Here is a 23,676-nt window from a genome sequence, read left to right as displayed (position 1 = left end):
CTTTTTATTTATATAAACTTAGAATATATCATACACAATATTTAAATCTAACTTATTTGCAAATTCGTATGCTTTATCCATATTTTCATCCCATAAGTCTTTAGGATTATGGCAGTCAGAATTTATAATTACTCTTAAATTATTTTTACTAACTTTTTTCCAAAAGTTTTCATGAGGATAATGATATCTTTTCCCGTCGCAGAATTCATTTATTCCACGTCTTACACCATTTCCGTTAATCTCAAGGATCATGTTATATTTCTTTGCACCTTCAACTATAATATCACAAGCCTTTTCACAATTATCATCCCAAGGAAAGTCATTTAGAAATATTAAGTCAGGATGGCAAAGAAATTTAAAGAATCCTGTGCTAAATGCCTCAACGATGCTATTAGCATAAGATATGTATTCATCAGTACTAGTTAATTCAAATGAGTTACAAAAATTCCCCTTATGAGTAAATACATGTTGTCCTAGAGCTAAGTAATCTAGATGTAATTCATTTAGTAAGTATGTATAGTAATCATAAGAATTTGGGTCATATTCAATTTCTAGACCACAATATAATTTGATTTTGTCTTTATATTTTTCTTTTAGGTTTTCTACTGTAGAAATATATTCAGGAAGTTCTTTATATTCCATTCTAAAACCTAGTCTATCATCAGGATATGGTCCATGGTCACTCATACCTAGGGTGGTAAGGTTTTGATTTATAGCTTCAATTACATAATCTTCTTCATTTCCAACTGCATGTTTACATCTATAAGTATGTGTGTGAAAGTTCACTTTGTTCTTCATAAAATCCTCCTTAGTAGTTTTATACTATTATAATTGTAATACAAAGGAGGACGTAATAAAAGGGTAGCATAGGGAATAAGAGAAGCTGAGAAACTTAGAAGGTATACTATTTATATGCTAATTTATCTGGATAAGTATATAAAGCCGTTATTCCCACCTTTTCTTCTAATAATTTAACAAATTCACTTTTAGTAATTATTAATTCAATATCACATACTGGAATAATAATATATTTATTATTTTTTAATATTATAAATATATATTCATGAAGAACATGAATATTCTTAATTGATTCATATTCAATAATTCTTTCCTCTATAGAATCTTTTATTGTAATTTTTTCATCTTCCACTGCAATAGTTCTCTTGTCAAACATATATTTATACTCTGATTTACTGTAAATTTTATTAAAATCCTTTCTAAAAACTAATTTTGCAATATCTTTAAAAAATAAATTTAATAAAATATATATAATTATAAGAATAATACGCAAAAATGTAAAATCGACTGCTAAATATGCCAAAATAATAATACAAGTTGAATATATTATATATGTTCTTTTACCCTTTTTAAAAAGTTGTGTTTCTATAATATTATCACTAAAAAATTTTATTATTGAATCTTTGTCTAACTGACTTACTATTTCCATATAAACATCTCCTTTTTAATAAATATCCTATTTCCTTATTATACCATATTGGTGCGTTAAGCTGTCAAAGTAAAATCATATGGAAATCCAACTATATCATAATGTAATTCCATAGGTTACTTAAATTACTCATATTACAGTCATATAATATTTAATTTTATATAAATATCATTATTAGAATCCATATATAATTCTAAAAACTCTTTGTCTGATTATTTCTTTAGGGTGCATATTAACTAAAAGGTAGAAAGGAAATGACTATATAATATGTAACTGTTATAATTAGTTCGTATTAAATTTATATGGAGGTATATAATGAATATAGAATTAAGACAAGAGGAATCAAAAGATTATTATGAAACAGAAAATGTTACAAGAGAAGCATTTTGGAATTACTATTCTCCTGCTTGTAGTGAACATTATTTAATTCATATTATGCGTGATGATGATTCTTTTATTCCGGAACTTGATGTTGTAGCAGTTGTTGATAATAAAATAGTTGGTAACGTTGTTTATCTAAAATCTGTTATTAGTGGAGATAATGGTAAAGAATATGATGTGTTGAGTCTTGGACCTATTTCTGTATTGCCTGAATATCAGAAACAGGGGATAGGGAGACAACTGATAGATTATACAAGAGAGATTGCAAAAACATTAGGTTTTTCAGCTATATTATTATGTGGAGATCCAAAATTTTATGGAAAAATGGGATTTGTTCCTGCTGAAAGTTTAGGAATACGAACAGGGGATAATATGTATGCAGCTGCACTTCAGGTATGTGAATTATATGAAAATGCTTTATCAGAAGCAAAGGGTAGATATATAGAAAATAGTATATATGGTGTTGATGAGAAAGCAGTTGCTGAATTTGATAAATTATTTCCATTTAAAGAGGCAGTGAAAGGAACACCAACTCAGAAACGTTTTGAGGAAGTTTGTGCAATGATGGTACCATATTTAGAATAATGAAAATATATTTCACTAAAAGCAATTTTAATGAATACAAAAAGCCAATGATTTATTATCATTGGCTCTTTAACTATGTTAAAAGTATCTTTAGAAAAGCTTATTATAATTATTTATTTCAATGACTATATATAAGTGAGTTTATTAGGATATGATAAATTTATTTTTAAACCAGTCTTTTTCTCAAGTAATTTATAAAGTTTTCACACTCTTCATCATCCTATTAATTCCATAATATGATATTATTAGAATAAAGTAAAGGAGGTTTTAAACAATGAAAGTTAATTTTAAAGGGTTCAAAGACTCAGTGGTAAAAGACGAAAGTGGTAAAGAAATTCTTAGCTTTGAGAAATCAAAAGCATTACCAACAAGAGAGTGTTATTCTATCATCAATGCACAGCAGGAAAAGGTAGGGAATATAGAAAGAAGTAGAAGTAACTTTGGATTGGTTAATTCACCTAAAATTGTTATATCATTAAACAACGATAAGATTACTATAAAAAAAGATATAAAAGAACTAAGAGAAGTTTACGAGATTACTGGAAATGACATTTCAATAATTGGGGATTGGAATGGAATAAGTTTTAAAATATCTAAAAACAATCAAGTATTAGCAACAATTGATGTAGAAAATCAAGAATCAGAAAAAAATTATTTAGTAGATGTTGTTGACCAATCAAACCTTGAAGAAGTTTTAAGTATTGTATTTGCATTAAGTTGGATTAAATAAAAAAAAGCTATTATTTCGTTATAAACACGAGATAATAGCTTTAATTTTTATACGTTCTTTTTTATCTTAAAATAATTTTGGAATATCGAAGAGTATAATTAATATACAAGATATCAAAAATATTATTTCAACTATTTTATTTTTATTAGTTAATTTATTATTAATTAATAATGATGTAGTAAATAATATATAAATTATACCTTTAACTACAAACATTGTATTTCCTAAAAATGCTGAATAAAATGTTTGTATAATTGCTAATAGTACTAAGAAATATGTTGTAATCCCCCATATTTTTTTAAAGTTCATTATTGAACTACCCAATAGTAATTTGTTTGATTAAATTGTATATATTGATATGAATGTGGTTGGTATGGATTACTAATACCACCACTTACAGAATAAAGCTTCATATTTTTTGCTTCTTGATAAAATGGAACAACTACATTTTCTCTGATCCATACTTTAGCATCAACACCAGTAAGTATATATCTGACATCATTAATCATAGATATTACTCTATAAATTGTTGCAGCAGTTAGAAGCCGTGCGACTGCACCTTTTTGATTTTCATTAACTCCTAAACATTCCGTTTGGAAATCTTCCATTGATTCGAATTCTCTCATTATAACCTCCTTTAATAAAAAATTAATAAAAGTATTCAACAAATAAACTTTTTACTCTTTTTACCTATTTTACCATAATTGTTTATTATTTATATAGTCACAGTTTAAAATTTAGAATTAAAAAATATAATTTAGAAAAATGGAATTTTTGGGAAGTCAAAGATTCTAACGGTTTTATTTCTGTGACTTGGAGCTTGCGATGGAACGCGAAAAATAAACATCTATAGACTATGTGACGGAACAATCAAAATAAATATACCCCACCTTTTTTGAATTAGTTATATCCCTAATTTGACTTTAAATATGAAATTGCTACATTTTTTGGTAAAATATATAAAGAAGGGGTGAATTTTGTGAAGAGAATTTTGTTAGTTGAAGATGAAAAAGAGATTTCTTTAATGGTAAAGAATTATTTAACTAAGGAAGGATATATAGTTGATACTGCTTTTAATGGTGAAGAGGGGCTATTTCAATTTAGGCAGAGGGATTATTCCTTAGTTATCTTAGATATAATGATGCCAAAGATGGATGGTATTGAGCTTATAAAAAGAATAAGAGAAAAGAGTAATGTGCCAGCAATTATTTTATCAGCAAAGGATGGAGAAATAGATAAGGCTTTAGGGCTAGGTTTTGGTGCTGATGATTATGTAGCTAAGCCTTTTTCAATGGTTGAGTTATCTGCAAGGGTTAAGGCTGCAATAAGAAGAGCTACTGAGTATTCTAATGAAGAAGTAAAGCAAAATAAGGTAATCAAAGTAGATGATTTAACAATAGATATAAATAATTATTCAGTAAAAAGAGGGGATGAGGATTTAAAGTTAACAAATAAGGAGTTTGAAATATTTAAGCTTTTCTTAACTAATCCTAATATAGTTTTTACCAAGGAACAGATTTATAGACAAGTATGGGAAGATGATTTTATGGGAGATGACAATATAATAAATGTCCATATAAGAAGATTAAGGGAAAAGGTAGAGAGAGATCCATCAAAACCTAAATATATAAAAACTCTATGGGGAATAGGGTACAAGTATGAGAGGAAAGAGTAATGAACTTAGTTTTGTGGGTAGTAATAATAATTCTTCTATTTATAATCACTTATGATAAATATAGGTTAAGAAGAATAACAAAGGATATTAAGTTTATTTCAGATGAGCTAAATAAGTTCAATGAAGAAGAGATGTGTAAAACTTTATTGCTTCCTACTGATAAATTAGAACTAAGAAAGTTACTAGTTGGTATAAATGATTTAATCAACTTTAATAGGAGGGAAAAGACCTTAAGAATAAATAAGGAAACTACTATAAATAATATGCTTTCTAATGTATCTCATGATTTAAAGACTCCTTTAACAGTAATTATGGGGTATATAGAAATTTTAATTAAGGATTCTACTATTTCAGAAGTTGAAAGAAATGAGATTTTAAATAAGATAAATACTCGTTCTAAGGAGGTATTAGAATTAGTAAATAAATTTTTTACTCTTGCAAAACTTGAAAGTGGAGATAAGAAAATAGACCTTGAAAAAATTGATTTAAGAGAGATTTCCAGGGAAATTATATTATCTTATTATGATATTTTATCCAATGAAGAATTTCAGGTTAATATTAATATGCCAGAGGAGCCAACATATGTTTTAGGAAATAAAGAAGGGATTGAGAGAGTAATTAATAATCTTATCAACAATGCATACAAGTATGGGGGAAGTGGTAAGTATTTAGGTTTCAACATAATTAATGATGAAGAAAATACATTTATAGAAGTAATTGATAGGGGGAAAGGTATTTCAAAGGAAGAGCAGAAGAAAGTGTTTGAAAGAAGCTATATAGGAGAGTCATCAAGAAATAAAGAAGCTTCAGGAAGTGGACTAGGTCTTGCTATAAGTAAAAAGCTAGTTGAAAATATGGAAGGGGCTATAGAAGTGGAAAGTGAAGAGGGGAAGGAAACTGTATTTAGGGTTGCTCTTAAGAACTTCACTGTTTAACTTAAGAACTATGTAAGAAATAAGAGATAAAATAGTTAAAAGTTAATTTTAGAATTAAACCATAGGAAGGAGGAAGTTTTGTGGATAGGGTTTCTTTTAATAATGTTACAAAGGAATTTAAAAATAAAGCTGTATTAAAGGGTGTTTCTTTTAATATAGAAGCAGGAGATATCTATGGTTTAATTGGAGAAAATGGAGCAGGTAAAACCACTCTTTTAAAGCTTATAGTTAATTTGCTAAAGCCAACAAGTGGAAATATACAAGTGCTAGGAAAAGAGATTAAGAAAGATAGTTATGATTATTTAAGAAATATTGGAGCTTTAATAGATGAGCCTGTATTTTATAAAAAGTTAACTCTTTATGAAAACTTTAAGGTACATTGTGAATACTTAGGGTTTTATGATGAGGAAAAGTTAGAAAATGTATTAAGAAGGGTAGGTCTTCATAATAAGAAAGATAGGAAAATTAAAGAATTATCCTTTGGAGAAAAACAAAGATTAGCTATTGCTTATGCACTTATCACAGAACCAGAGCTTTTAATCTTAGATGAGCCAACCAACGGACTAGATCCTATTGCAATAGTTGAACTAAGAGAGATTTTATTAAAACTTAATAGAGAGTTTAATACTACAATAATAATATCAAGTCATGCTATTAATGAACTTGAAACACTAGTAAATAAGGTAATGTTTTTAAAGAATGGAGAAATAGTTGAAGATGGATTACTAGAAGAGATAAAGGAAAAGTGTTCAGTTTATATTGAAATTGAAGTTGAGGATTCTTCAAAGGCTTTAGCTATTTTGGAAAAAGAATTAAATATAAGAAATATGAAGCTTATAAATAAGGGGACTATTAGAGTTTATGAAGCTTTAGAGGAAAGAAAAAAGATATTAAGTACTTTGGTAAAAAGTGATGTAGAGGTATTATCCTTTAATATGGTTCAAATCTCCCTAGAGGAATATTTCATAAGGAAGGTAAGGGGGATTTAAATGTTTAATTTAATGAAGATAGAATTTAAGAAGAACAAAATGAAGAGTGATATTTTTGGAGTGGTTTTAGCCAATATTGCTATATTTATTGCATCAACAATTACTGCTATATTAGTTGGTTTTAAGGATGTTTCCCAGGAAAATGTGATCTATTATCATATAGAACAAATTGTACAGGTAACAGTAGTTATATTTTCTGTTTATGGTGCAATACTAGTGGGTAACTTAGTAGGGGATGAATTTAATGATGGCACAGTAAAAACTCTATTTTTATATCCTCAAGCTAGAGGAAGAATATTATTAGCTAAGGTTTGTACTGTTATAGCTTTTGTTGTTTTAAGTATAATATTTACCTTAGGATTGCAACTAATTTTATTCTTAGTAAGTAATAAGGTGTTTAGTTTTTATGTAGGCTTAGGATACAATTATATTATAAGCAGGCCAATTATTTGCTTTATGGGGATAATATCAGCTATAGGCTTTGTGCTTTTAGCTACATTTATATTATATAAGAGCAAGTCCACATTGTTAACTGTATTAGTTATTCTTTTAGTATCTGGAAAAAGTTATGCTGATAGGCTTGGAACAAGAAGCACTTTAAATACTATTTTTCCAATTATTGTATTTATCATAGGAATTTTATCTTACATATATGTTGCTAAAAATCTTAATGAGATAGATATATAGGAGGATAAATATGAAACACTTTAATAGAAAATACTTATTTTTCATAATAAGCTTCATTTTTATATTAGGATTTTTAGCGGTTAAATATATGATATCAGTTACTCTGAATAGAGTAGCTAACTTTGACAAGTCAATTACACTAAATTCTTATTATGTACTAACTAATACCTCTGCAAAAGAATATAAAGTAATTACAAAGGAAACTTCAGAAGTAGTTATTTCTGAATATATTAATTCATATAAAATAAGTGGATATAATATCTATTTAAAACAAACACCTAGAGATGGCACTAAAACAAACTATTGGGTTATATGTAATGATAAAATTATAGGTCCTATGGATAATGCTACACTTTACTCTAGATATAAGGTTGATTCTAATACTTTTGAAAAAATAACACCTTAAGAGTTATCAAATTATATTTAATTATCCCTTTATCTCAAACTGATGTGGCTAGTATTTTTTCATTTAGTTAAGTAATAATAATTAATAATTTTTTCTTCATTGGTTAATCCTATTAATAAATAATTAAGAAAAAAATTCTCTTGTTGCTAGGTTTTTAAAATGATGATAAAATTAAGTTGAGGGCAAGAGAAAACGTTATCATAAATATGGGAGGGACATAATATGAAGAAAAATGAAAAGTTAAATGAACAAGTATTAAATGGTGAAGTAAAGGAAGAGCTACAAAGTCAAGGAGTAGCAGATGAAGGGTTAAAGGATCAAGCTACTATATTAAGAGAATATGAGGATACTTTAGGATATTAATTAGGGTAATAAGGTTTAAAGATAGAGAAATTGCAAAGCAATTTCTCTATCTTTTTTACCTTTAGTACAAAGGGAATAGATATTTATTTTTCTGTGACTTGGAGCCTGCGACGGAACGAGAAAAGTAAGTATCTATTCTACATTTTTAATTTACCTGTAAAAATTGTTCTGTAAGTTCCTTATTATTGTAAAGTGTTATTGCATTTTGTATAATTTGAACATTAAATTTTCTATCTATTAATTGTTCTCCATCAACATTACATACAATATCTTCATTAGTTTTTATTATTAATGAATCACTTTTTCCTTTATGTATAATTGGTGATTTTTCATGGCTACCTTTAATTAGTTTTAAGAAAAGACTAGGAATTCTTAATTTTGATATTTTTTTAGCAAAATAAATATCAAAAAGACCATCACTAAGTTCTGCATTTGGGGCAATCTTGTAACCTCCACCATAATATTTTCCATTACATATGGCTAGCAAGGTGAACTTGTCCTTTATTTGAGAGTTATTTAAGTTAAACTCAAGATTCTTATATTTATACTTAAAGAAAGTATAAAGAATACTAATGTTATAAATTTGAGATGGTGGAATTTTAGTCTTTTTCATTAAGGTTACATTGTTAGCAACATCAGCATCAATTCCAATACAAGCTATATTTATAAAATATCTATCATTAATTTTTCCTATATCAATAGTTGGAGAAATCTCATCCATAGCCATAAGTACTCTATGAAAATCATTTCCACTACCAGCTGGAAGAATCCCAAAAAGATTCTTAGAGCCAACAATACCATTTAATACTTCATTCATAGTACCATCTCCACCAACACTATAGATTATACCTCCTAAGTTTTCATATTCTCTTGCTATTTTTGTGGCATCATTAGGAGCTTTGGTAAACCTTACAATGTAGTCTATATTTTCTTTATTGCATACTTCTTTTATTTTATTTAGTATTTTTAAACTTTTTCCTCCACCAGCAAATGGATTTACAATAAATACATGTGTCATAAAGTCCCCCTTATTAAAAAAGCTGTATATATTAAGTATATCATTATTGGTTATGTAGTATATATACAATAGAAGAAAGATTAAGTGATTATATTGAAAAAGGGCATGATAGAATGAATATGTATAAAGATAGTTATAGAATAAATTCAATATTTGTAAGTGTTGTGGTGCTAGAAATATAGTTAAGGGTAGTGTAGGAAGATGTGAATACTGTAATTCTCCAATATAAAAAGTACACGTCATTTTTTGACGGTAAAATTTCTACCTTTTAGTGATAGACTAAAAATATAAAATAAAAGGAGGAGATATTATGGCTTTTTCAAAAGACTTTTTATGGGGGGGAGCTACAGCAGCAAACCAATTTGAAGGTGGATGGAACAAAGGTGGTAAAGGATTATCTACTGATGATGTTATTACAAATGGAACACATACATTACCTAGATTAGTAACTTATAAATTACAAGATGGAACAACAGGCGGAGTGCCTATGTTTAACATAAAAGATATTCCAGAAGGTGCAGAACTTTGTTGTCTTGATGATAAGTTATATCCAAATCATGATGGAATAGATTTCTATAGTAATTATAAAGAAGATATAGCTTTATTTGCAAAGATGGGATTTAAATGTTTTAGATTATCAATAGCATGGTCAAGAATATTCCCACTTGGATATGAAGAAACACCAAATGAAGAGGGACTAAAATTCTATGATGATGTATTTGATGAATTATTAAAATATGGAATAGAACCTGTGGTAACAATATCTCACTATGAAACACCACTTGGATTAACTAAGAAGTGGAATTCATGGGCAGATAGAAGAACTGTAGATTGTTATGTAAGATACTGTGAAACTATTTTTAATAGATATAAAGATAAGGTTAAGTATTGGATGACATTTAATGAAATAAACTGTATAGAACTTGGAAGTTATATGGCAGGTGGTGTTATTGCTAGAGATAAGCAAACTACTATGCAAGCTGCTCACCATCAATTTGTTGCAAGTGCAAAAGCCGTAATTCTTGGACATAAAATTAATCCTGAATTTAAAATAGGCTGTATGCTTGCATATATGTTAAATTATCCATATAGCTGTAATCCAGATGATGTTTTATTAGCTTGGCAAAAATCAAGTAGTAACTATTTCTACACAGATGTTCAATGTAGAGGATATTATCCTTCTTATAAGCTAAAAGAGTTTGAAAGAGAAGGTATAAATATAAAAATGGAAGATGGAGATAAGGAAATATTAAAGGAAGGAAAGGTTGACTACTTAGCCTTTAGTTATTATATGTCCTTAACTGTATCAGCTAACCCAGAGGATGGAACTAAAAAATCATCTGGTAACTTAATGGGTGGTCTTAAGAATCCTTATTTAGAAGAGTCTGATTGGGGATGGGCAATAGATCCAACAGGAATGAGAGTTGCTTTAAATTATCTATATGATAGGTATCAAATTCCATTATTTATAGTAGAAAATGGACTTGGTGCATTTGATAAGGTTGAAGAAGATGGAAGTATAAACGATGATTATAGAATAGATTATTTAAGAAAACATATAAAGGCTATGGATGATGCTATAAACATTGATGGAGTTGATTTAATGGGATATACACCATGGGGATGTATAGATTTAGTTAGTGCATCAACTGGAGAAATGGCAAAGCGTTATGGTTTTATTTATGTTGATAAATATGATGATGGTACTGGTGATTACAGCAGAAAGGAAAAGAAGTCCTTTAACTGGTATAAGAAAGTAATCGCATCTAATGGAACAGATTTAGATTAGAAGATATATTGCAATAGTCCTTCAATTGTTTTTTTGATGTTTAGATGATATAATGTCAAAAGAATTTATTGGAGGATTATTTTTTATGGAATATATTTTAATGGTATTATTTCAATATATTAGGGAACATTCAGATAATGATACTAATATCATTATTGCAAAGAAACTTATTAATAATATAGATAAAGTAAAGGATATGAATTTAGAGAAGTTTTCGGAATTATGTGCTTGTTCACCTTCAACAGCAACAAGATTTTTTAGAGAAATTGGGTTAAAGAATTTCACAAATGTAAAGGCAATTCTAGAAATGCCTAATGAAGTTTACAAATATGAGGCTTTTAGTCAGGAAGGTTATTATGAAAAGATAATAAATGGACTAATGGTTACAAGGAATAATTTATCTAATGATATTATAGAGAAATCAATTAAGCTTATAAAGGATGCTAAAAGAGTTATTATTTTTGGTTTTGAAAATAACCTAGCTATAACATTAGAATTTCAATGTAGAATGATGATGAAAGGAAAATATGTTGAAGTTTTTCCTACAAGTTCTGTTGAAAAGGAAGCGAAAACTTTAACTAACAATGATTTAGCTATTTTTATTTCATTCAAGGGAAATTATTTTACAATTGAAGAAAATCTGAAAATGGTATCTGAAATGAAGGGTAAAACTATTCTTATTACAGAAAATACGGAAAATGAATTTACTAAGTATTTTGATTTAATACTTCTATGTGGGGAGAATTCCTTCTATGGGGAAGGGATGTATTCCTTGTTATATATTTTAAATACATTATGTGCAAATTATAAATAGTAAAAGGTGTCGAATATATCGACACCTTGATTAAAGATTTGGTTTAAATTTTATTTCTATCTGAATTTTCATTTAAATAAGAGTATATATATAGGCTAGATATAATTATTAATGAGAATAAAATGATTAAGTTACTTTTATCTCCTGTTTTAGGAATTGTATTATTATTTTCTTGAGATTCGCCAGGAGTTTCTAAGTCCGGGGTGCTGGGAGTTACTTGGGGCACTTCTTTAGTTTGTTTTGAAAGCCATTCAAATATTGATACATTGTTATCGATACATTCGTTATTTAATGCATATATCCAAGTAAAATGTCCGTTATACTGATATGGTAATTCGTCTTCCCCTTTATATAAACCACTTGTATCGTGAACATCATCAAAGTATGATAAGTGTACGTTTTTTGCTCCGAATTGAATTAGTCTATCGTAAGTAGGAAGTGTAGTTGTTTCTGGATTTACTATTGGGTCGTTAGCAGCATGTGTAAACCAAATTGGAATGTTCTTTATTGAGTTTAACATATCATCAGTAATCCATTCATTACTATAAGCTTCACAAATTGGGAATGCACCCGCAAAATAAGTTGGATAATTAAAAATAATATCCATTGTCATATAACCGCCATTAGAACATCCGCCGATGTATATTCTGTTAGTATCTATATCTGGGTTATTATTAACATAGTTTTCTATCAATTTCATTAATGGTTCTGTATACATGCTTGTCCCATCTTTTGTATAGTTTCCTGTTCCATCATCCATCCACATTGTTGAAGTTTGAGGCGCTAGTATATAAGCACCATTAAAGAAATTTTGTATTTTATTCCCAGCTAAAGATGGAACATTATTTCCTAATGTATTTACTGTTGTATCAGTTCCTCCTTCTCCAGCTCCATGTAACCATATTATTAATGGATTTTTATTGGAATCGTCTTGAGGTGAATAAGCCCCATATTTTAGCTCTACATCACCATAAGTAAAGGCACTTTCTTTAAATAAGCTTGCTTTTGGAAAAATTTTTTTAACTGCAGTTTTATTAATATTAAGTTTATCTACAATATTTTTCCCACTTTCTAATACTTCACCTTCTTTAAGATCTATAATAAAGTCGTATGGATCTGCCCAAATATTATGTCCAGTAGATTTATCATAGTATAATATACTGCCATTTGAAGGATGTAGGTCCATTTCTATAGTAAAGTATTTTGATGAAGTCTCTACCATATTTCCTTTTTCATCACTTAAGTATGCATCGGAAATTTTACGATCAAATTCGTATACACCCTCTGTCATCGTTGTAGAATCCATTGCCTGTTTACTTTCTTTTATATTAAGTTTTGATTTATCTATCTCATTAATAGGAGTATCCAGAGATACTATTATTTTAGTAACATTTGGACCCCAATCAAATACATCTACTGTCATACTATAAGTGCCGGATGCCTGAATACTATCTTTAGCACTAACGTGAGATAGGGATGAAAAAACTAAAAGGATAGAAAAAATACATACAAATAATTTTTTTTTCATAAATTACCCTCCTAAAACTCTAAAATAAATTAGTTTCCTATATAGGAATTCTTTATAATCGATTACATTTTAAATATTACCATAAAATAAAAAATAAGTAAATAAATATATATATAAATTCGCACAAAATTTAGTTATATTTAGAAAATATTTAGTAAATATATATTGTCTTTGCGATTGTAATAGTGATAATATATTAATATACGTTATGCTAGGAGGAGTATAAAATGAATAATGAGAGAATTAAAATTAATGAAACTGCCTATTTAGACACATATATTCTTCATAAATCACAAGAATATAATGTTGGTAAGAAAAGACCATTAGTGGTTGTTTGTCCTGGTGGAGGATACGCATTTACAAGTGATAGAGAAGCAGAGCCAATAGCATTAAAATTTAATAGCGTTGGATTGCATAGTGTTGTACTTTGGTATACTACTGGAGATGTAAATAAAAATACACCAGAACATGCTTTAATAGAGCTTGCAAAATGTATGAAGATAGTAAAGGAAAATGCAGACAAGTGGCTAGTAGATACTGAAAAAGTTATAGTATGTGGTTTCTCTGCAGGTGGGCATTTAGCTGCAAATTTAAGTGTAAATATGGTAAATCAAGAACTTGCAGATAAAGCGGATGTTACCCTAGAGGATTTAAAGTTATGTGCATCTATTTTATGTTACACAGCAATGGAAGCAAATCCTGCAGAACCAGGGGAGAAGGGTTTTGGTAGCAAAATATTTGACTTAAGATATAGCCAAAATGAAAGATTTTTTGGGGTTGATAACCCAACTGAAGAGGATTTGATTAAATTTAATTTAGTAAACAAAGTAAGTAAAGATGTACCACCAACTTTTATGTGGCATACATTTGAAGATGTGTTGGTTGATGTATCTGGAATAATTAAGTATTCACTAGCTTTAAGAGAAAACAATGTTCCTTTTGAACTTCATATTTTTGAGAAGGGTGAGCATGGACTTGCTTTGTGTGATAGAACAACAGCTAGAAAGGAAAGTCATTTTAATAATCATGTAATACGTTGGTTTGATTTGTGTATGGAGTGGCTTTCAGATTATATAGATTAATAAATATTTTATAGAAAAAGAGTGTTATTACATAAGGGAATAGCACTCTTTTTTTTATACAAATACAGATAAGGGAAGTTTATACAGTATTTACTAAATATTAAGTTGATAGAAATGGTTGTGTTAGCACTAAAATGTAGTTTTTTTTCAGTTGAAAGGGGATAATAAAAGAAAATAGCACAAATTTAATAAAATTTAGTTTAAATTTAGTAAATATTTATTTGTAAAAAGGTTTACAAATTTAGAAATACCATTTATAATTAGTATTGTAATAATTGATCAATTAAAAAATTAGAAGAACTAATTTATAAATTTGGAGGGGTTAAGATGAAAGACAAAGAACAAATTATGGACAAGGTTATGCTATTTGCTGAAAAGGTGAAAACTAACAATTACCTTTCTGCAATATCAAATGGGTTAATGATGTTGATGCCTTTATTAATGATTGGATCAATAGCTTTATTATTAGCTGTATTACCTATCGATGCATGGAAACAATTTTTAACTGATGCAGGTATAAGAACGTATTTAATGGCGGCGTCAACACTAACAACTAGTCTTATTGCTTTATATGCATCTTTTACTGTAGCTTACTGTTTAGCTGAAAACTTAGGGCAAAAAGCTATAGGTGCTGGATGTATATCAGCATTCTGTTTCTTAATTATTACTCCATTAGCTAACTTTGAAACTGGTAGCTATTTAGATATTGGTTGGCTTGGTGCTAAGGGATTATTTGGAGCTATGATAGTAGCTTTAATTGCAGGTAGATTATATTGCTTATTCCTTGATAAGAAAATAATAATTAAAATGCCAGAGAGTGTACCACCTGTAGTGTCAAATACTTTTGCAGGTCTGTTTCCGGCGATTATAGTAGGGTTCTTATTTGTATTTGTTGCTTTTGGATTCTCTTTAACTAAGTATGGTTCTTTTGCGGATTTTGTATATGGTATAATCGCAGCACCACTACAAAATCTATCTGGATCAATATGGTCATTATTATTTATTATATTAATTCAAATGATACTTTGGGTATTTGGTCTACATGGTTCTTTAGTTGTAGGAAGTTTTATAAGTGCTTTATACTTACCAATGGATACAATGAATATGGAAGCTGTTATGGCAGGAGTTGCAAATTCTGATTTACCTAATATAATGGGTAAAACTTTCTATGGATTATTTGCAGGAATAGGAGGAGCTGGTGGTACTTTATCTCTTATATTAGTAATGCTTATATTTTCAAAAGCTAAGCAACATAAGGCAATTGCAAAATTAACTGTTGGACCTGGATGTTTTACAATTAATGAGCCTATAGTATTTGGGTTGCCTTTAATATTAAACCCAATTATGGCAATACCATTTATAACTGTTCCGTTAATTCAAACTTTAGTAGCTTACTTAGCAATTGCAGCTAATATAGTGCCAAGATTGAATGGAGTTCAAGTTCCTTTTGGTATGCCTATATTAGTAAATGGTGTACTTGCAGGTGGGTGGAAAGTAGCGGTTCTTCAAGTTGTCTTAATAGCTATAGGTATGTTAGTATACTTCCCATTCTTCAAAGTGTTAGATAAACAAGCTTTAAAGAGTGAAGAAGTTTTATCAGAAGAAACATTAGCACAATAGTGTTCAAAATATAAAATAATAGACAATAAGAGTTTGAGGCTGTCATTAGCTGAAAACTCTTATTAATTATAGAGGAGAGGTAATTTATGGAGTGTAAAATTAGATTAGGTGTTGTAGGAACAAGAAGAAATATTTTTAGTAGAGAAGATGCTATAAAATACAATGATATTATATTGGATAAATTAAAATCTATGAATATTGATATTGTAGATATTAAAGATATAAATGAAGAGGGGTTATTATTTGATGAAAGTCATGTTCAACCTATAGTTGATAAACTAACAAGTGAAAAGGTTGATGCTTTATTTTTTCCACATTGTAACTTTGGAACAGAAGATTTAGTAGCGAAGGTAGCTAAAAACTTTAATCTTCCAGTTCTTTTATGGGGACCTAAGGATGAAAGCCCTTTAGAAAATGGAGCAAGACTTAGAGATTCTCAATGTGGTCTTTTTGCAACAGGAAAGATATTAAGAAGATTTAGAGTTAAGTTTTCTTATTTAACAATGTGTGATGTAGAAGATAAGCAATTTGAAGATGGAATTAATAGATTTATTGCAACTAGTAATATTGTAAAGGAAATTAGAAACTTAACAGTATTACAAATTTCAACTAGACCAGCTGGATTCTGGACAATGATGGTTAATGAGGGAGAGTTGTTAGAAAAGTTTAATATTAAGGTTCATCCTGTAACTATGGTGGATGTTCAAAAAGAAATGAACAGATTAGTAGAAGAAAATGGACAAGAATTACAAGATGTAGTTAATTATATGAAAGAAAAAATGATAATTAATGTAAGTGAGGATGGAGTAAGAAAAACAGCTGCTTTAAAAATAGCTATGAAAAACTTTGCTAACAAGTATGGATGTAAAGCTGTTGCAATTCAATGCTGGAACTCAATGCAAGATGCATTAGGAATATTCCCTTGCGTTGCAAACTCACTATTAAGTGATGAGGGAATTCCTGTAGCTTGTGAAACAGATATTCATGGTGCTATTACATCAGTAATAGCTCAAGCAGCTACTATGGGAAAAGTTAAACCTTTCTTTGCAGATTGGACAGTTCCTCATCCAACAAATCCAAATGGAGAACTTTTACAACATTGTGGCCCATGGCCTGTTTCATTAATGAAGGGAAAACCAAGCTTTGGAGCACCATTTGCATTTAATCACTCTCATCCAGGAGCGTTACATGGAGAGCTTATTGGTGGAGATATGTCTATAATTAGATTTGATGGTGATAATGGAGAATATTCATTATTAATGGGACATGCTAAAGGTATAGAAGGACCATTTAATCAAGGAACTTATGTATGGATTGAAGTGGAAAACTTAAAGAGATTAGAAGAAAAGTTGGTTTGTGGTCCATATGTCCATCATTGTGTGGGAATTCATGCAGATATACTTCCTCAAATATACGAAGCATGTAAGTATCTAGGATATTTAACTCCTGATTTTTATGATAATATAGAAGAAAAAGTAAAAGAGCAATTAAGAGGTGAATAAAATATGGCTGTAAAGGTAAGTGACAACCAAAGAACCTTTATAAAGGATGGAAAGAAGTTTTTTTATTTAGCAGATACATGTTGGAGTGCATTTACAAATATAACAATTGAAGAGTGGGAATATTATTTAAACCTAAGAAAGATGCAAGGGTTTAACGTTTTACAAATAAATATTATGCCACAGTGGGATGCTAGTGGTACAGATCTTAATTACTATCCTCTTCCTACAAAGGATAAAAAGACTTTTGAATTTACTGATTTTAATATGGAATATTTTGAACGTGCAAAAACTATGTGCAAAATGGCTAAAGATAAAGGGTTTGAATTAGCATTAGTAGTTTTATGGTGCAATTATGTCCCTGGAACATGGGCAAGCAATATGAATAGTTCAAATATAATGCCATATGATTTTATTGATAAATATGTAGAAGTGGTACATGGTACTTTCTCAGATTTAGAACCTATGTATGTAATTAGTGGAGATACTGATTTTGATACAGAGGATACTAAAAAGTATTATATGAAGGCATCAAATTTATTAAGAGAGCTTGTACCAAACTTGTTGCAAACACTTCATATAAAAGGAAGGTTAGATGAAATTCCAGAAGAGTTTATTGATAAAATAGATTTTTATATGTACCAATCTGGTCATAATGCGCAAAACTTAGCTATGCCATATTTATTAGCAGAAACTCTATACAAAAAGTATCCAGCAAAGCCTTTACTAAATTCTGAACCATGTTATGAACAAATGGGATTTAGTAGAAGAATGTACGGAAGATTTTATAGATACGATGTTAGAAGAGCAGCTTGGATGAGCATACTTTCTGGTGCATCAGCAGGGGTGACTTATGGAGCTCATGGTATTTATAGCTGGCATAAAATAAATAAAAATTTTGGACTTGGAATAGGTGAAGGTTTTGATGCCCCTAATCCTTGGAACGATGCAGTTAAGTATCCAGGAGCTTGGGATTATGGCTATATAAAGTATATTTTTGAAATGTATAATATAGGAGAGCTTGTTCCTATGGATAAAATATTAAACGAAGTTAAAGATATTAGAATGGCTGGTACATTAGAAAAAGATAAAATATTTATCTATGTTCCAGTTAATACAACTGTTAAAGTTGATTTAGACTTATCGGATTATAACATTAAAATTATGGATTTAGAAGATAAGAATATTTGTATACCTAACTATGAAGTTGTAGATGGAAAAACAACTATTCACATGCATAATTTTGAACAGGATGGATTAATAATATTAGAAAAGGAGATTTAACATTTGTTAAATCTCTTTATTTCTCTAAAAATATACATGAAAGTGATAAATATTTAGTAAATATGTTTGTTTTTATTTAAAAATAGGATATACTTATAATAGTGAATAAAAAGAAATTAGCATAAGAAGGTAAGGAGAAAAAGATGAAGACAATAATGCAAGATATTGCAAAATTAGCACAAGTATCTCCTGGAACAGTTTCTAATGCCCTTAATAACAGAAAAGGAGTAGGGAAAGAAACGAAGGAGAGAATAGTGAAGATAGCAGAAGAATTAGGATACTTCAAAACTCAAAAAAAGAGTGAAGATAAAATAATTAGAATGATAAAATTCAAAAAACATGGATATATATTATCAGATACTCCATTCTTTTCAAAGTTAATTGAATCTTGTGAAAGAACTTGCAGAAATAGTGGGTATGAACTTTTAATTACTCAAGTTGAAGCTGGAAAAGATACTAAGGAAGATATACAAAAAATATTTACTCAAAAGAGAGTAGATGGAATATTGCTTTTAGGAACTGAGATGGAAGAAGAAGATTTTAGTGAGTTTGAAAATCTAAATATTCCAATGGTAGTTGTAGATACTTATTTTAAAGCTAAGGATTGTGATTTTGTTCTTATTAATAACGATAGAGGAGCATATTTAGCTACTAAATATATAATTGATAGAGGTATTAAGGATATTGGTTATATAGGTAGTACTGTAGATATTAGCAACTTTAAGTGTCGTAAAGAAGGATTCTTTCAGTCAATGAAAGAGCATAACCTAGAGGTTCATGAAGAGAATATGTATAAGGTAGAACCAACTACAGATGGAGCCTATAGAGATTTTAAAGAGATATTATCAAATGAAAATATAAAACTTCCAAAAGCATTGTTTGCATTTAATGATATTATTGCATTAGGTGCAATAAAAGCTATGAATGAAAAAGGAATTAAAATTCCTGAAGATGTGTCCATAGTTGGATTTGATGATATTCCATTTAGTGATATGATAAATCCTCCAATGACTACTGTAAGAGTAGATGTTGAAAGATTAGGCAAGGTTTCTATTAATAGACTAATAGAAAAGATAGAAGAAGAGGATGAAGGAAAACTAAAAGTACAAATATCTACTGATATTGTTGAAAGAAAAAGTGTTATATAAAAGGTTTTAAGAGCTGATTTAATAAAGTCAGCTCTTTTTTGTTTGCCTGAACTAAAAATTTATTTAAAAATACTAAAATATTTACTAAATTTATTGAAAAATATGTACTAAATATTTATAATAAGGGTAAAGGATAAAATATGGGAGGGAAAGTAATGAATAATTTAGTATTAGAGTTAAATGAAAAAGCTAGAGAAATTAGAAAAGATGTAGTTAATTTAGTTTACAGCGCAAAAGCTGGACATGTAGGAGGTTCACTTTCTAGTGCAGATATAGTAACTACACTTTATTATTCAGTTATGAATGTTAATCCAAAAGATCCTAAAAATGAAGATAGAGATAGATTTATAATGAGCAAAGGTCATGCAGCAGAGTTATTATATTGTGTTCTTGCTGATAAAGGATATTTTTCAAAAGAGAAATTGGAGAGTTATAGTAAGTTTGGTTCAACTTTAATTGGACATCCAAATAACAAAAATGCAGGAGTTGAAATTAATACAGGGGCATTAGGTCATGGACTTTCAGCATCTGTAGGAATGGCACTTGGTGCCAAAAGAGATGAAAAAGATTATAGAGTGTTTACATTATTAGGAGATGGAGAACTAGCAGAAGGTTCTGTATGGGAAGCAGCTATGGCAGCAGCTCACTATAAGCTAGATAACTTAACTGCAATTATAGATAGAAATGGACTTCAAATATCAGGAAGTACAGAAGATGTTATGGCTTTAAATTCTCTTGAAGATAAATGGAGAAGTTTTGGTTGGAATGTAATTGTTTTAAATGGTCATGATATAGAAGCATTATTAAAAGCATTTTCAAAAGATTCAATTCAAAAGGACAAGCCTACTATGATAATAGCTAATACAGTAAAGGGAAAAGGTGTATCATACATGGAAAATGTTGCAAAGTGGCATCATGGAGTACCTACTGAAGAAGAATATAAGATTGCAATGAAAGAACTTAATAGTTTATAGGAGGGATTAATAATGAATAAGATAGCTAATCGTCAAGTAATTTGTGATACATTAATGGAACTAGCAAAGGATGATAAAGATATATATGTTTTAACAAGTGACTCTAGAGGTTCTGCATCAATGACAAACTTTGCAAATGAATATCCTAAGCAATTTGTTGAAGTTGGAATAGCAGAACAAAACCTAGTTGGAATAGCAGCAGGACTTGCAACTACAGGAAAGAAGTGCTTTGCAGCATCACCTGCTTGTTTCTTAACAATGAGAAGTATAGAACAAGTTAAGGTAGATGTTGCATATTCAAATACTAATGTAAAGTTAATAGGAATAAGTGGAGGAGTAAGCTATGGTGCATTAGGAATGTCCCATCATTCACTTCAAGATATTGCTGTAATGAGAGCTATTCCTAATATGGATATATTTTTACCAGCAGATAGGTTTGAAACAGAAAAACTTGTAAGAGAATTAGCTAAATATGATAAACCAGCTTATATAAGAATAGGAAGAAATCCTGTAGATGATGTTTATGAATCAACTGATTTTGACTTTCAAATTGGTAAAGCTAATGTTATGAGAGAAGGAAAAGATATAACAATTATTGCAACAGGAGAAACAGTAAAACCAGCAATTGAAGCATCAGATGAACTTAAAGAATTAGGAATTAAATGTAGAGTGTTAAATATGCATACTATTAAGCCTCTTGATAAAGAAGCTATTATAAAAGCAGCTAAGGAAACAGGGCACATTATTACTGTGGAAGAACATAGCATTTATGGTGGACTTGGAGCTGCTGTATCAGAAGTAGTTGTACAAAATGCACCAGTTCCAATGAAAATTGTTGGTATTAAGGACGAAGCAGCAATTACAGGAACAAGTAAAGAAATATTTAATTACTATGGCTTAAGTAAAGAAAACTTAGTGAAGTTGGCTAAAGAATTAATTGAAAAAACTAGATAGGTACAAGGCTATGAAGAAGTATATTATTGCAATAGATCAAAGTACAGCAGGTTCTAAAGCTCTTTTAGTAAATAAGGAAGGAAAAATTATTTATAAAAATAGTAAAAAACACAACCAAATATATCCTAAGAGAGATTATGTTGAACACAATCCTATTGAGATATATGAAAATGTAATTTCTTTACTAAAGGAGTTAATAGAGAAAAACAGTTTAAGGGGTGAAGAGATATCTTCCCTATCTATTACAAATCAAAGAGAAACGGTAGTTGTATGGGACAAAGTAACTGGGGAACCAGTTCATAATGCTATAGTATGGCAGTGTAGAAGAACTACTAAGATTTGTGAGGAGATAAAGAATTTAGGGTTAGAAGAGAAGATAAAGGAAAAAACAGGACTTGTATTAGATCCTTACTTTTCAGCAACAAAAGTTAAATGGATTCTTGATAATGTTGAATGTGCAAAAGAAAAGGCTGAAAAAGGAGAACTATTACTTGGAACAATTGAAAGCTGGTTAATATGGAAGCTTACTTATGGAAAAGCTCATGTGTCAGATTACACTAACGCAAGTAGGACAATGTTGTTAAATATAAATAACTTATCTTGGGATAAAGAACTTATTAAAATATTTGGTATTACCCAGGAAATGTTGCCTAAACTTAAAAATTGTGATGATATTTTTGGGTATACAAATATTGAGGGATTAGTTGATATAGAAATTCCTATATGTGGTGTTATAGGGGATTCTCAAGGGGCATTATTTGGGCAAAGAGCCTTTGAAAAAGGAATGGTTAAGGCAACTTTTGGAACAGGATGTTCTGTGCTTATGAATACTGGAAGTCAGTTAATGAAATCTGAAAATGGATTGGTTTCTGCTTTGGGATGGAAAACAAAGGATGGAGCAAACTATGCTTTAGAGGGAATAATTCATAGCAATGGAGATACTTTAAATTGGCTTAAGGATAATTTAAATATGTTTTCTAATTTTGATGAATTTCAAGAAGGGATAGAATCTTTAGATAGCAATGAAGGAGTATACCTAGTACCAGCCTTTTTAGGTTTGGGATACCCATACTGGAGTCACAATGCAAAAGCTTCAATTGTAGGATTATCAAGAAGTTCAGATAAGAGACATATAATGAGGGCAGCATTAGAAAGTATAGCCTATCAAATTAATGCTGTAGTAAGAGAAATGAGCAAAGAAAGCCAGATTGAAATAAAAGAGCTAAAGGCTGATGGTGGCGCTACAACTAATAAGTTTTTAATGCAATTTTTATGCGATTTATTAGATATAAAGGTTATAAGATCTTCAGTTGAAGAACTATCAGCTATGGGCGCAGTTTACTTAGGTGGATTAGGAACATGCTTTTGGGAGTCTATAGATGAAATAATAAATTTAGATAGAGGGGAAGATGAATTCCTTCCTAAAATAGATGAAGTAAATAGAAAAGAGTTATGCAAAGGTTGGGATAACGCAGTTGAAAGTGTGTTATTTATGTACAAAAGCAATTAAATAAATAGAGGTGTATCATGAAAAAAAATAAAGATGAATTAACCCAAATTTCTAAACAAATTAGAAAAGACATAGTAGAAATGTTAACAGAATCAGCATCAGGTCATCCAGGTGGATCACTTTCAGCGGCAGACATAGTTACTACACTATTTTTTAATGAATTAAATATTAATCCTGAAAATCCAAAGGATGAAAATAGGGATAGATTTGTTTTATCAAAAGGTCATGCAGCTCCAGTACTATATAGTGCATTAGCAA

Annotated in this window: 24 protein-coding genes and 1 pseudogene; 19 read left to right on the top strand and 6 right to left on the bottom strand. The window is 29.3% G+C overall.

Annotated elements, in window-relative coordinates; all coding sequences use genetic code 11:
• Positions 1 to 18 precede the first annotated feature (18 nt).
• Together I4V16_RS15515 and I4V16_RS15510 are read right to left on the bottom strand one after the other, a co-directional pair.
• Positions 19 to 798: a histidinol-phosphatase gene (locus I4V16_RS15515; protein ID WP_111937148.1), complete on the bottom strand. Its 780-nt coding sequence runs from the start codon at positions 796 to 798 to the stop codon at positions 19 to 21.
• A 106-nt stretch (positions 799 to 904) separates the two neighbouring features.
• The gene (locus I4V16_RS15510) at positions 905 to 1,447 is read right to left on the bottom strand and encodes a YcxB family protein (protein ID WP_111937149.1); all 543 of its coding nucleotides are present in this window, start codon (positions 1,445 to 1,447) and stop codon (positions 905 to 907) included.
• A gap of 315 nt (positions 1,448 to 1,762) precedes the next feature.
• Here I4V16_RS15510 and I4V16_RS15505 point away from each other — a divergent pair, with 315 nt between their 5' ends.
• Both I4V16_RS15505 and I4V16_RS15500 read left to right on the top strand, forming a co-directional pair.
• Positions 1,763 to 2,413, top strand: coding sequence for an N-acetyltransferase (locus I4V16_RS15505; RefSeq protein WP_111937150.1), 651 nt, complete (start codon positions 1,763 to 1,765; stop codon positions 2,411 to 2,413).
• Between the two features lie 274 nt (positions 2,414 to 2,687).
• Positions 2,688 to 3,143: a hypothetical protein gene (locus tag I4V16_RS15500; RefSeq protein ID WP_099314319.1), complete on the top strand. Its 456-nt coding sequence runs from the start codon at positions 2,688 to 2,690 to the stop codon at positions 3,141 to 3,143.
• A 66-nt stretch (positions 3,144 to 3,209) separates the two neighbouring features.
• Here the strand turns inward: I4V16_RS15500 and I4V16_RS15495 are convergent, their stop codons facing one another.
• Together I4V16_RS15495 and I4V16_RS15490 are read right to left on the bottom strand one after the other, a co-directional pair.
• Entirely contained in the window at positions 3,210 to 3,452 is a 243-nt protein-coding gene (locus I4V16_RS15495; protein WP_111937151.1) for a hypothetical protein, read from the bottom strand.
• Entirely contained in the window at positions 3,452 to 3,769 is a 318-nt protein-coding gene (locus I4V16_RS15490) for a hypothetical protein (protein WP_111937152.1), read from the bottom strand. The genes I4V16_RS15495 and I4V16_RS15490 overlap by 1 nt, the downstream gene beginning before the upstream one ends.
• Before the next feature lie 353 nt (positions 3,770 to 4,122).
• On the opposite strand from I4V16_RS15490, the gene I4V16_RS15485 reads away from it, so the two are divergent.
• From I4V16_RS15485 to I4V16_RS15460, 6 genes are all read left to right on the top strand, one after another.
• Positions 4,123 to 4,818, top strand: coding sequence for a response regulator transcription factor (locus I4V16_RS15485; protein ID WP_049179726.1), 696 nt, complete (start codon positions 4,123 to 4,125; stop codon positions 4,816 to 4,818).
• Complete coding sequence (locus I4V16_RS15480; RefSeq protein ID WP_111937153.1) at positions 4,818 to 5,753, top strand: HAMP domain-containing sensor histidine kinase; 936 nt, start codon at positions 4,818 to 4,820, stop codon at positions 5,751 to 5,753. Before I4V16_RS15485 ends, I4V16_RS15480 begins: the two co-directional genes overlap by 1 nt.
• 80 nt (positions 5,754 to 5,833) lie before the next feature.
• Positions 5,834 to 6,742 carry an ABC transporter ATP-binding protein gene (locus I4V16_RS15475; protein WP_099314316.1) on the top strand — a complete coding sequence of 303 codons (909 nt, stop codon included), beginning with the start codon at positions 5,834 to 5,836 and terminating at the stop codon, positions 6,740 to 6,742.
• The gene (locus I4V16_RS15470; protein WP_099314315.1) at positions 6,743 to 7,429 is read left to right on the top strand and encodes an ABC transporter permease; all 687 of its coding nucleotides are present in this window, start codon (positions 6,743 to 6,745) and stop codon (positions 7,427 to 7,429) included.
• 10 nt (positions 7,430 to 7,439) lie between these two features.
• On the top strand, positions 7,440 to 7,835 hold the full coding sequence (locus I4V16_RS15465) for a hypothetical protein (protein ID WP_099314314.1): 396 nt from the start codon (positions 7,440 to 7,442) through the stop codon (positions 7,833 to 7,835).
• A 222-nt stretch (positions 7,836 to 8,057) separates the two neighbouring features.
• The gene (locus tag I4V16_RS15460) at positions 8,058 to 8,198 is read left to right on the top strand and encodes a hypothetical protein (RefSeq protein ID WP_153246654.1); all 141 of its coding nucleotides are present in this window, start codon (positions 8,058 to 8,060) and stop codon (positions 8,196 to 8,198) included.
• A 145-nt stretch (positions 8,199 to 8,343) separates the two neighbouring features.
• Here the strand turns inward: I4V16_RS15460 and I4V16_RS15455 are convergent, their stop codons facing one another.
• Complete coding sequence (locus tag I4V16_RS15455) at positions 8,344 to 9,216, bottom strand: diacylglycerol kinase family protein (RefSeq protein WP_049179734.1); 873 nt, start codon at positions 9,214 to 9,216, stop codon at positions 8,344 to 8,346.
• A 310-nt stretch (positions 9,217 to 9,526) separates the two neighbouring features.
• Here I4V16_RS15455 and I4V16_RS15450 point away from each other — a divergent pair, with 310 nt between their 5' ends.
• Positions 9,527 to 11,005, top strand: coding sequence for a family 1 glycosylhydrolase (locus I4V16_RS15450; RefSeq protein WP_049179736.1), 1,479 nt, complete (start codon positions 9,527 to 9,529; stop codon positions 11,003 to 11,005).
• 85 nt (positions 11,006 to 11,090) lie between these two features.
• Entirely contained in the window at positions 11,091 to 11,819 is a 729-nt protein-coding gene (locus I4V16_RS15445; protein ID WP_195617444.1) for a MurR/RpiR family transcriptional regulator, read from the top strand.
• A 43-nt stretch (positions 11,820 to 11,862) separates the two neighbouring features.
• Here the strand turns inward: I4V16_RS15445 and I4V16_RS15440 are convergent, their stop codons facing one another.
• Positions 11,863 to 13,347 (bottom strand): prolyl oligopeptidase family serine peptidase, encoded by a 1,485-nt coding sequence (locus tag I4V16_RS15440; RefSeq protein WP_111937155.1) that lies wholly within the window; start codon positions 13,345 to 13,347, stop codon positions 11,863 to 11,865.
• Between the two features lie 227 nt (positions 13,348 to 13,574).
• On the opposite strand from I4V16_RS15440, the gene I4V16_RS15435 reads away from it, so the two are divergent.
• From I4V16_RS15435 to I4V16_RS15395, 9 genes and pseudogenes are all read left to right on the top strand, one after another.
• Positions 13,575 to 14,429, top strand: a complete 855-nt coding sequence (locus tag I4V16_RS15435) for an alpha/beta hydrolase (protein WP_111937156.1) — start codon at positions 13,575 to 13,577, stop codon at positions 14,427 to 14,429.
• A gap of 327 nt (positions 14,430 to 14,756) precedes the next feature.
• Positions 14,757 to 16,049, top strand: coding sequence for a PTS transporter subunit EIIC (locus tag I4V16_RS15430; RefSeq protein ID WP_111937157.1), 1,293 nt, complete (start codon positions 14,757 to 14,759; stop codon positions 16,047 to 16,049).
• Between the two features lie 86 nt (positions 16,050 to 16,135).
• Positions 16,136 to 17,551: an L-fucose/L-arabinose isomerase family protein gene (locus tag I4V16_RS15425; RefSeq protein WP_195966928.1), complete on the top strand. Its 1,416-nt coding sequence runs from the start codon at positions 16,136 to 16,138 to the stop codon at positions 17,549 to 17,551.
• 3 nt (positions 17,552 to 17,554) lie between these two features.
• A complete protein-coding gene (locus I4V16_RS15420; protein ID WP_055253657.1) occupies positions 17,555 to 18,832 on the top strand; it encodes a DUF4038 domain-containing protein in 1,278 nt (425 codons plus the stop codon).
• 143 nt (positions 18,833 to 18,975) lie between these two features.
• On the top strand, positions 18,976 to 19,980 hold the full coding sequence (locus I4V16_RS15415; RefSeq protein ID WP_099327737.1) for a LacI family DNA-binding transcriptional regulator: 1,005 nt from the start codon (positions 18,976 to 18,978) through the stop codon (positions 19,978 to 19,980).
• Between the two features lie 155 nt (positions 19,981 to 20,135).
• Positions 20,136 to 20,954: a transketolase gene (locus I4V16_RS15410; protein ID WP_027099743.1), complete on the top strand. Its 819-nt coding sequence runs from the start codon at positions 20,136 to 20,138 to the stop codon at positions 20,952 to 20,954.
• A 12-nt stretch (positions 20,955 to 20,966) separates the two neighbouring features.
• Positions 20,967 to 21,908 (top strand): transketolase family protein, encoded by a 942-nt coding sequence (locus I4V16_RS15405; protein ID WP_195966927.1) that lies wholly within the window; start codon positions 20,967 to 20,969, stop codon positions 21,906 to 21,908.
• A 10-nt stretch (positions 21,909 to 21,918) separates the two neighbouring features.
• Complete coding sequence (gene glpK, locus I4V16_RS15400) at positions 21,919 to 23,418, top strand: glycerol kinase GlpK (protein WP_195966926.1); 1,500 nt, start codon at positions 21,919 to 21,921, stop codon at positions 23,416 to 23,418.
• 17 nt (positions 23,419 to 23,435) lie between these two features.
• A pseudogene (locus I4V16_RS15395) lies at positions 23,436 to 23,676 on the top strand (transketolase); the annotation flags it as partial.

It is taken from the genome of Clostridium sp. 1001283B150210_160208_E6 (assembly GCF_015669365.1).
Classification (GTDB): domain Bacteria; phylum Bacillota; class Clostridia; order Clostridiales; family Clostridiaceae; genus Clostridium; species Clostridium paraputrificum.
This window is presented reverse-complemented; position numbering and strand designations above follow the sequence as displayed.

Bases quoted from the DNA above. Each gene is read 5' to 3' on its own strand.
- I4V16_RS15450 (WP_049179736.1), top strand. From the start codon at position 9,527: ATGGCTTTTTCAAAAGACTTTTTATGGGGGGGAGCTACAGCAGCAAAC.
- I4V16_RS15460 (WP_153246654.1), top strand. From the start codon at position 8,058: ATGAAGAAAAATGAAAAGTTAAATGAACAAGTATTAAATGGTGAAGTA.
- I4V16_RS15495 (WP_111937151.1), bottom strand. From the start codon at position 3,452: ATGAACTTTAAAAAAATATGGGGGATTACAACATATTTCTTAGTACTA.
- I4V16_RS15480 (WP_111937153.1), top strand. From the start codon at position 4,818: ATGAACTTAGTTTTGTGGGTAGTAATAATAATTCTTCTATTTATAATC.
- I4V16_RS15465 (WP_099314314.1), top strand. From the start codon at position 7,440: ATGAAACACTTTAATAGAAAATACTTATTTTTCATAATAAGCTTCATT.
- I4V16_RS15505 (WP_111937150.1), top strand. From the start codon at position 1,763: ATGAATATAGAATTAAGACAAGAGGAATCAAAAGATTATTATGAAACA.
- I4V16_RS15425 (WP_195966928.1), top strand. From the start codon at position 16,136: ATGGAGTGTAAAATTAGATTAGGTGTTGTAGGAACAAGAAGAAATATT.
- I4V16_RS15455 (WP_049179734.1), bottom strand. From the start codon at position 9,216: ATGACACATGTATTTATTGTAAATCCATTTGCTGGTGGAGGAAAAAGT.
- glpK (WP_195966926.1), top strand. From the start codon at position 21,919: ATGAAGAAGTATATTATTGCAATAGATCAAAGTACAGCAGGTTCTAAA.
- I4V16_RS15430 (WP_111937157.1), top strand. From the start codon at position 14,757: ATGAAAGACAAAGAACAAATTATGGACAAGGTTATGCTATTTGCTGAA.
- I4V16_RS15420 (WP_055253657.1), top strand. From the start codon at position 17,555: ATGGCTGTAAAGGTAAGTGACAACCAAAGAACCTTTATAAAGGATGGA.
- I4V16_RS15445 (WP_195617444.1), top strand. From the start codon at position 11,091: ATGGAATATATTTTAATGGTATTATTTCAATATATTAGGGAACATTCA.
- I4V16_RS15435 (WP_111937156.1), top strand. From the start codon at position 13,575: ATGAATAATGAGAGAATTAAAATTAATGAAACTGCCTATTTAGACACA.
- I4V16_RS15405 (WP_195966927.1), top strand. From the start codon at position 20,967: ATGAATAAGATAGCTAATCGTCAAGTAATTTGTGATACATTAATGGAA.
- I4V16_RS15510 (WP_111937149.1), bottom strand. From the start codon at position 1,447: ATGGAAATAGTAAGTCAGTTAGACAAAGATTCAATAATAAAATTTTTT.
- I4V16_RS15470 (WP_099314315.1), top strand. From the start codon at position 6,743: ATGTTTAATTTAATGAAGATAGAATTTAAGAAGAACAAAATGAAGAGT.
- I4V16_RS15490 (WP_111937152.1), bottom strand. From the start codon at position 3,769: ATGAGAGAATTCGAATCAATGGAAGATTTCCAAACGGAATGTTTAGGA.
- I4V16_RS15410 (WP_027099743.1), top strand. From the start codon at position 20,136: ATGAATAATTTAGTATTAGAGTTAAATGAAAAAGCTAGAGAAATTAGA.
- I4V16_RS15440 (WP_111937155.1), bottom strand. From the start codon at position 13,347: ATGAAAAAAAAATTATTTGTATGTATTTTTTCTATCCTTTTAGTTTTT.
- I4V16_RS15415 (WP_099327737.1), top strand. From the start codon at position 18,976: ATGAAGACAATAATGCAAGATATTGCAAAATTAGCACAAGTATCTCCT.
- I4V16_RS15500 (WP_099314319.1), top strand. From the start codon at position 2,688: ATGAAAGTTAATTTTAAAGGGTTCAAAGACTCAGTGGTAAAAGACGAA.
- I4V16_RS15515 (WP_111937148.1), bottom strand. From the start codon at position 798: ATGAAGAACAAAGTGAACTTTCACACACATACTTATAGATGTAAACAT.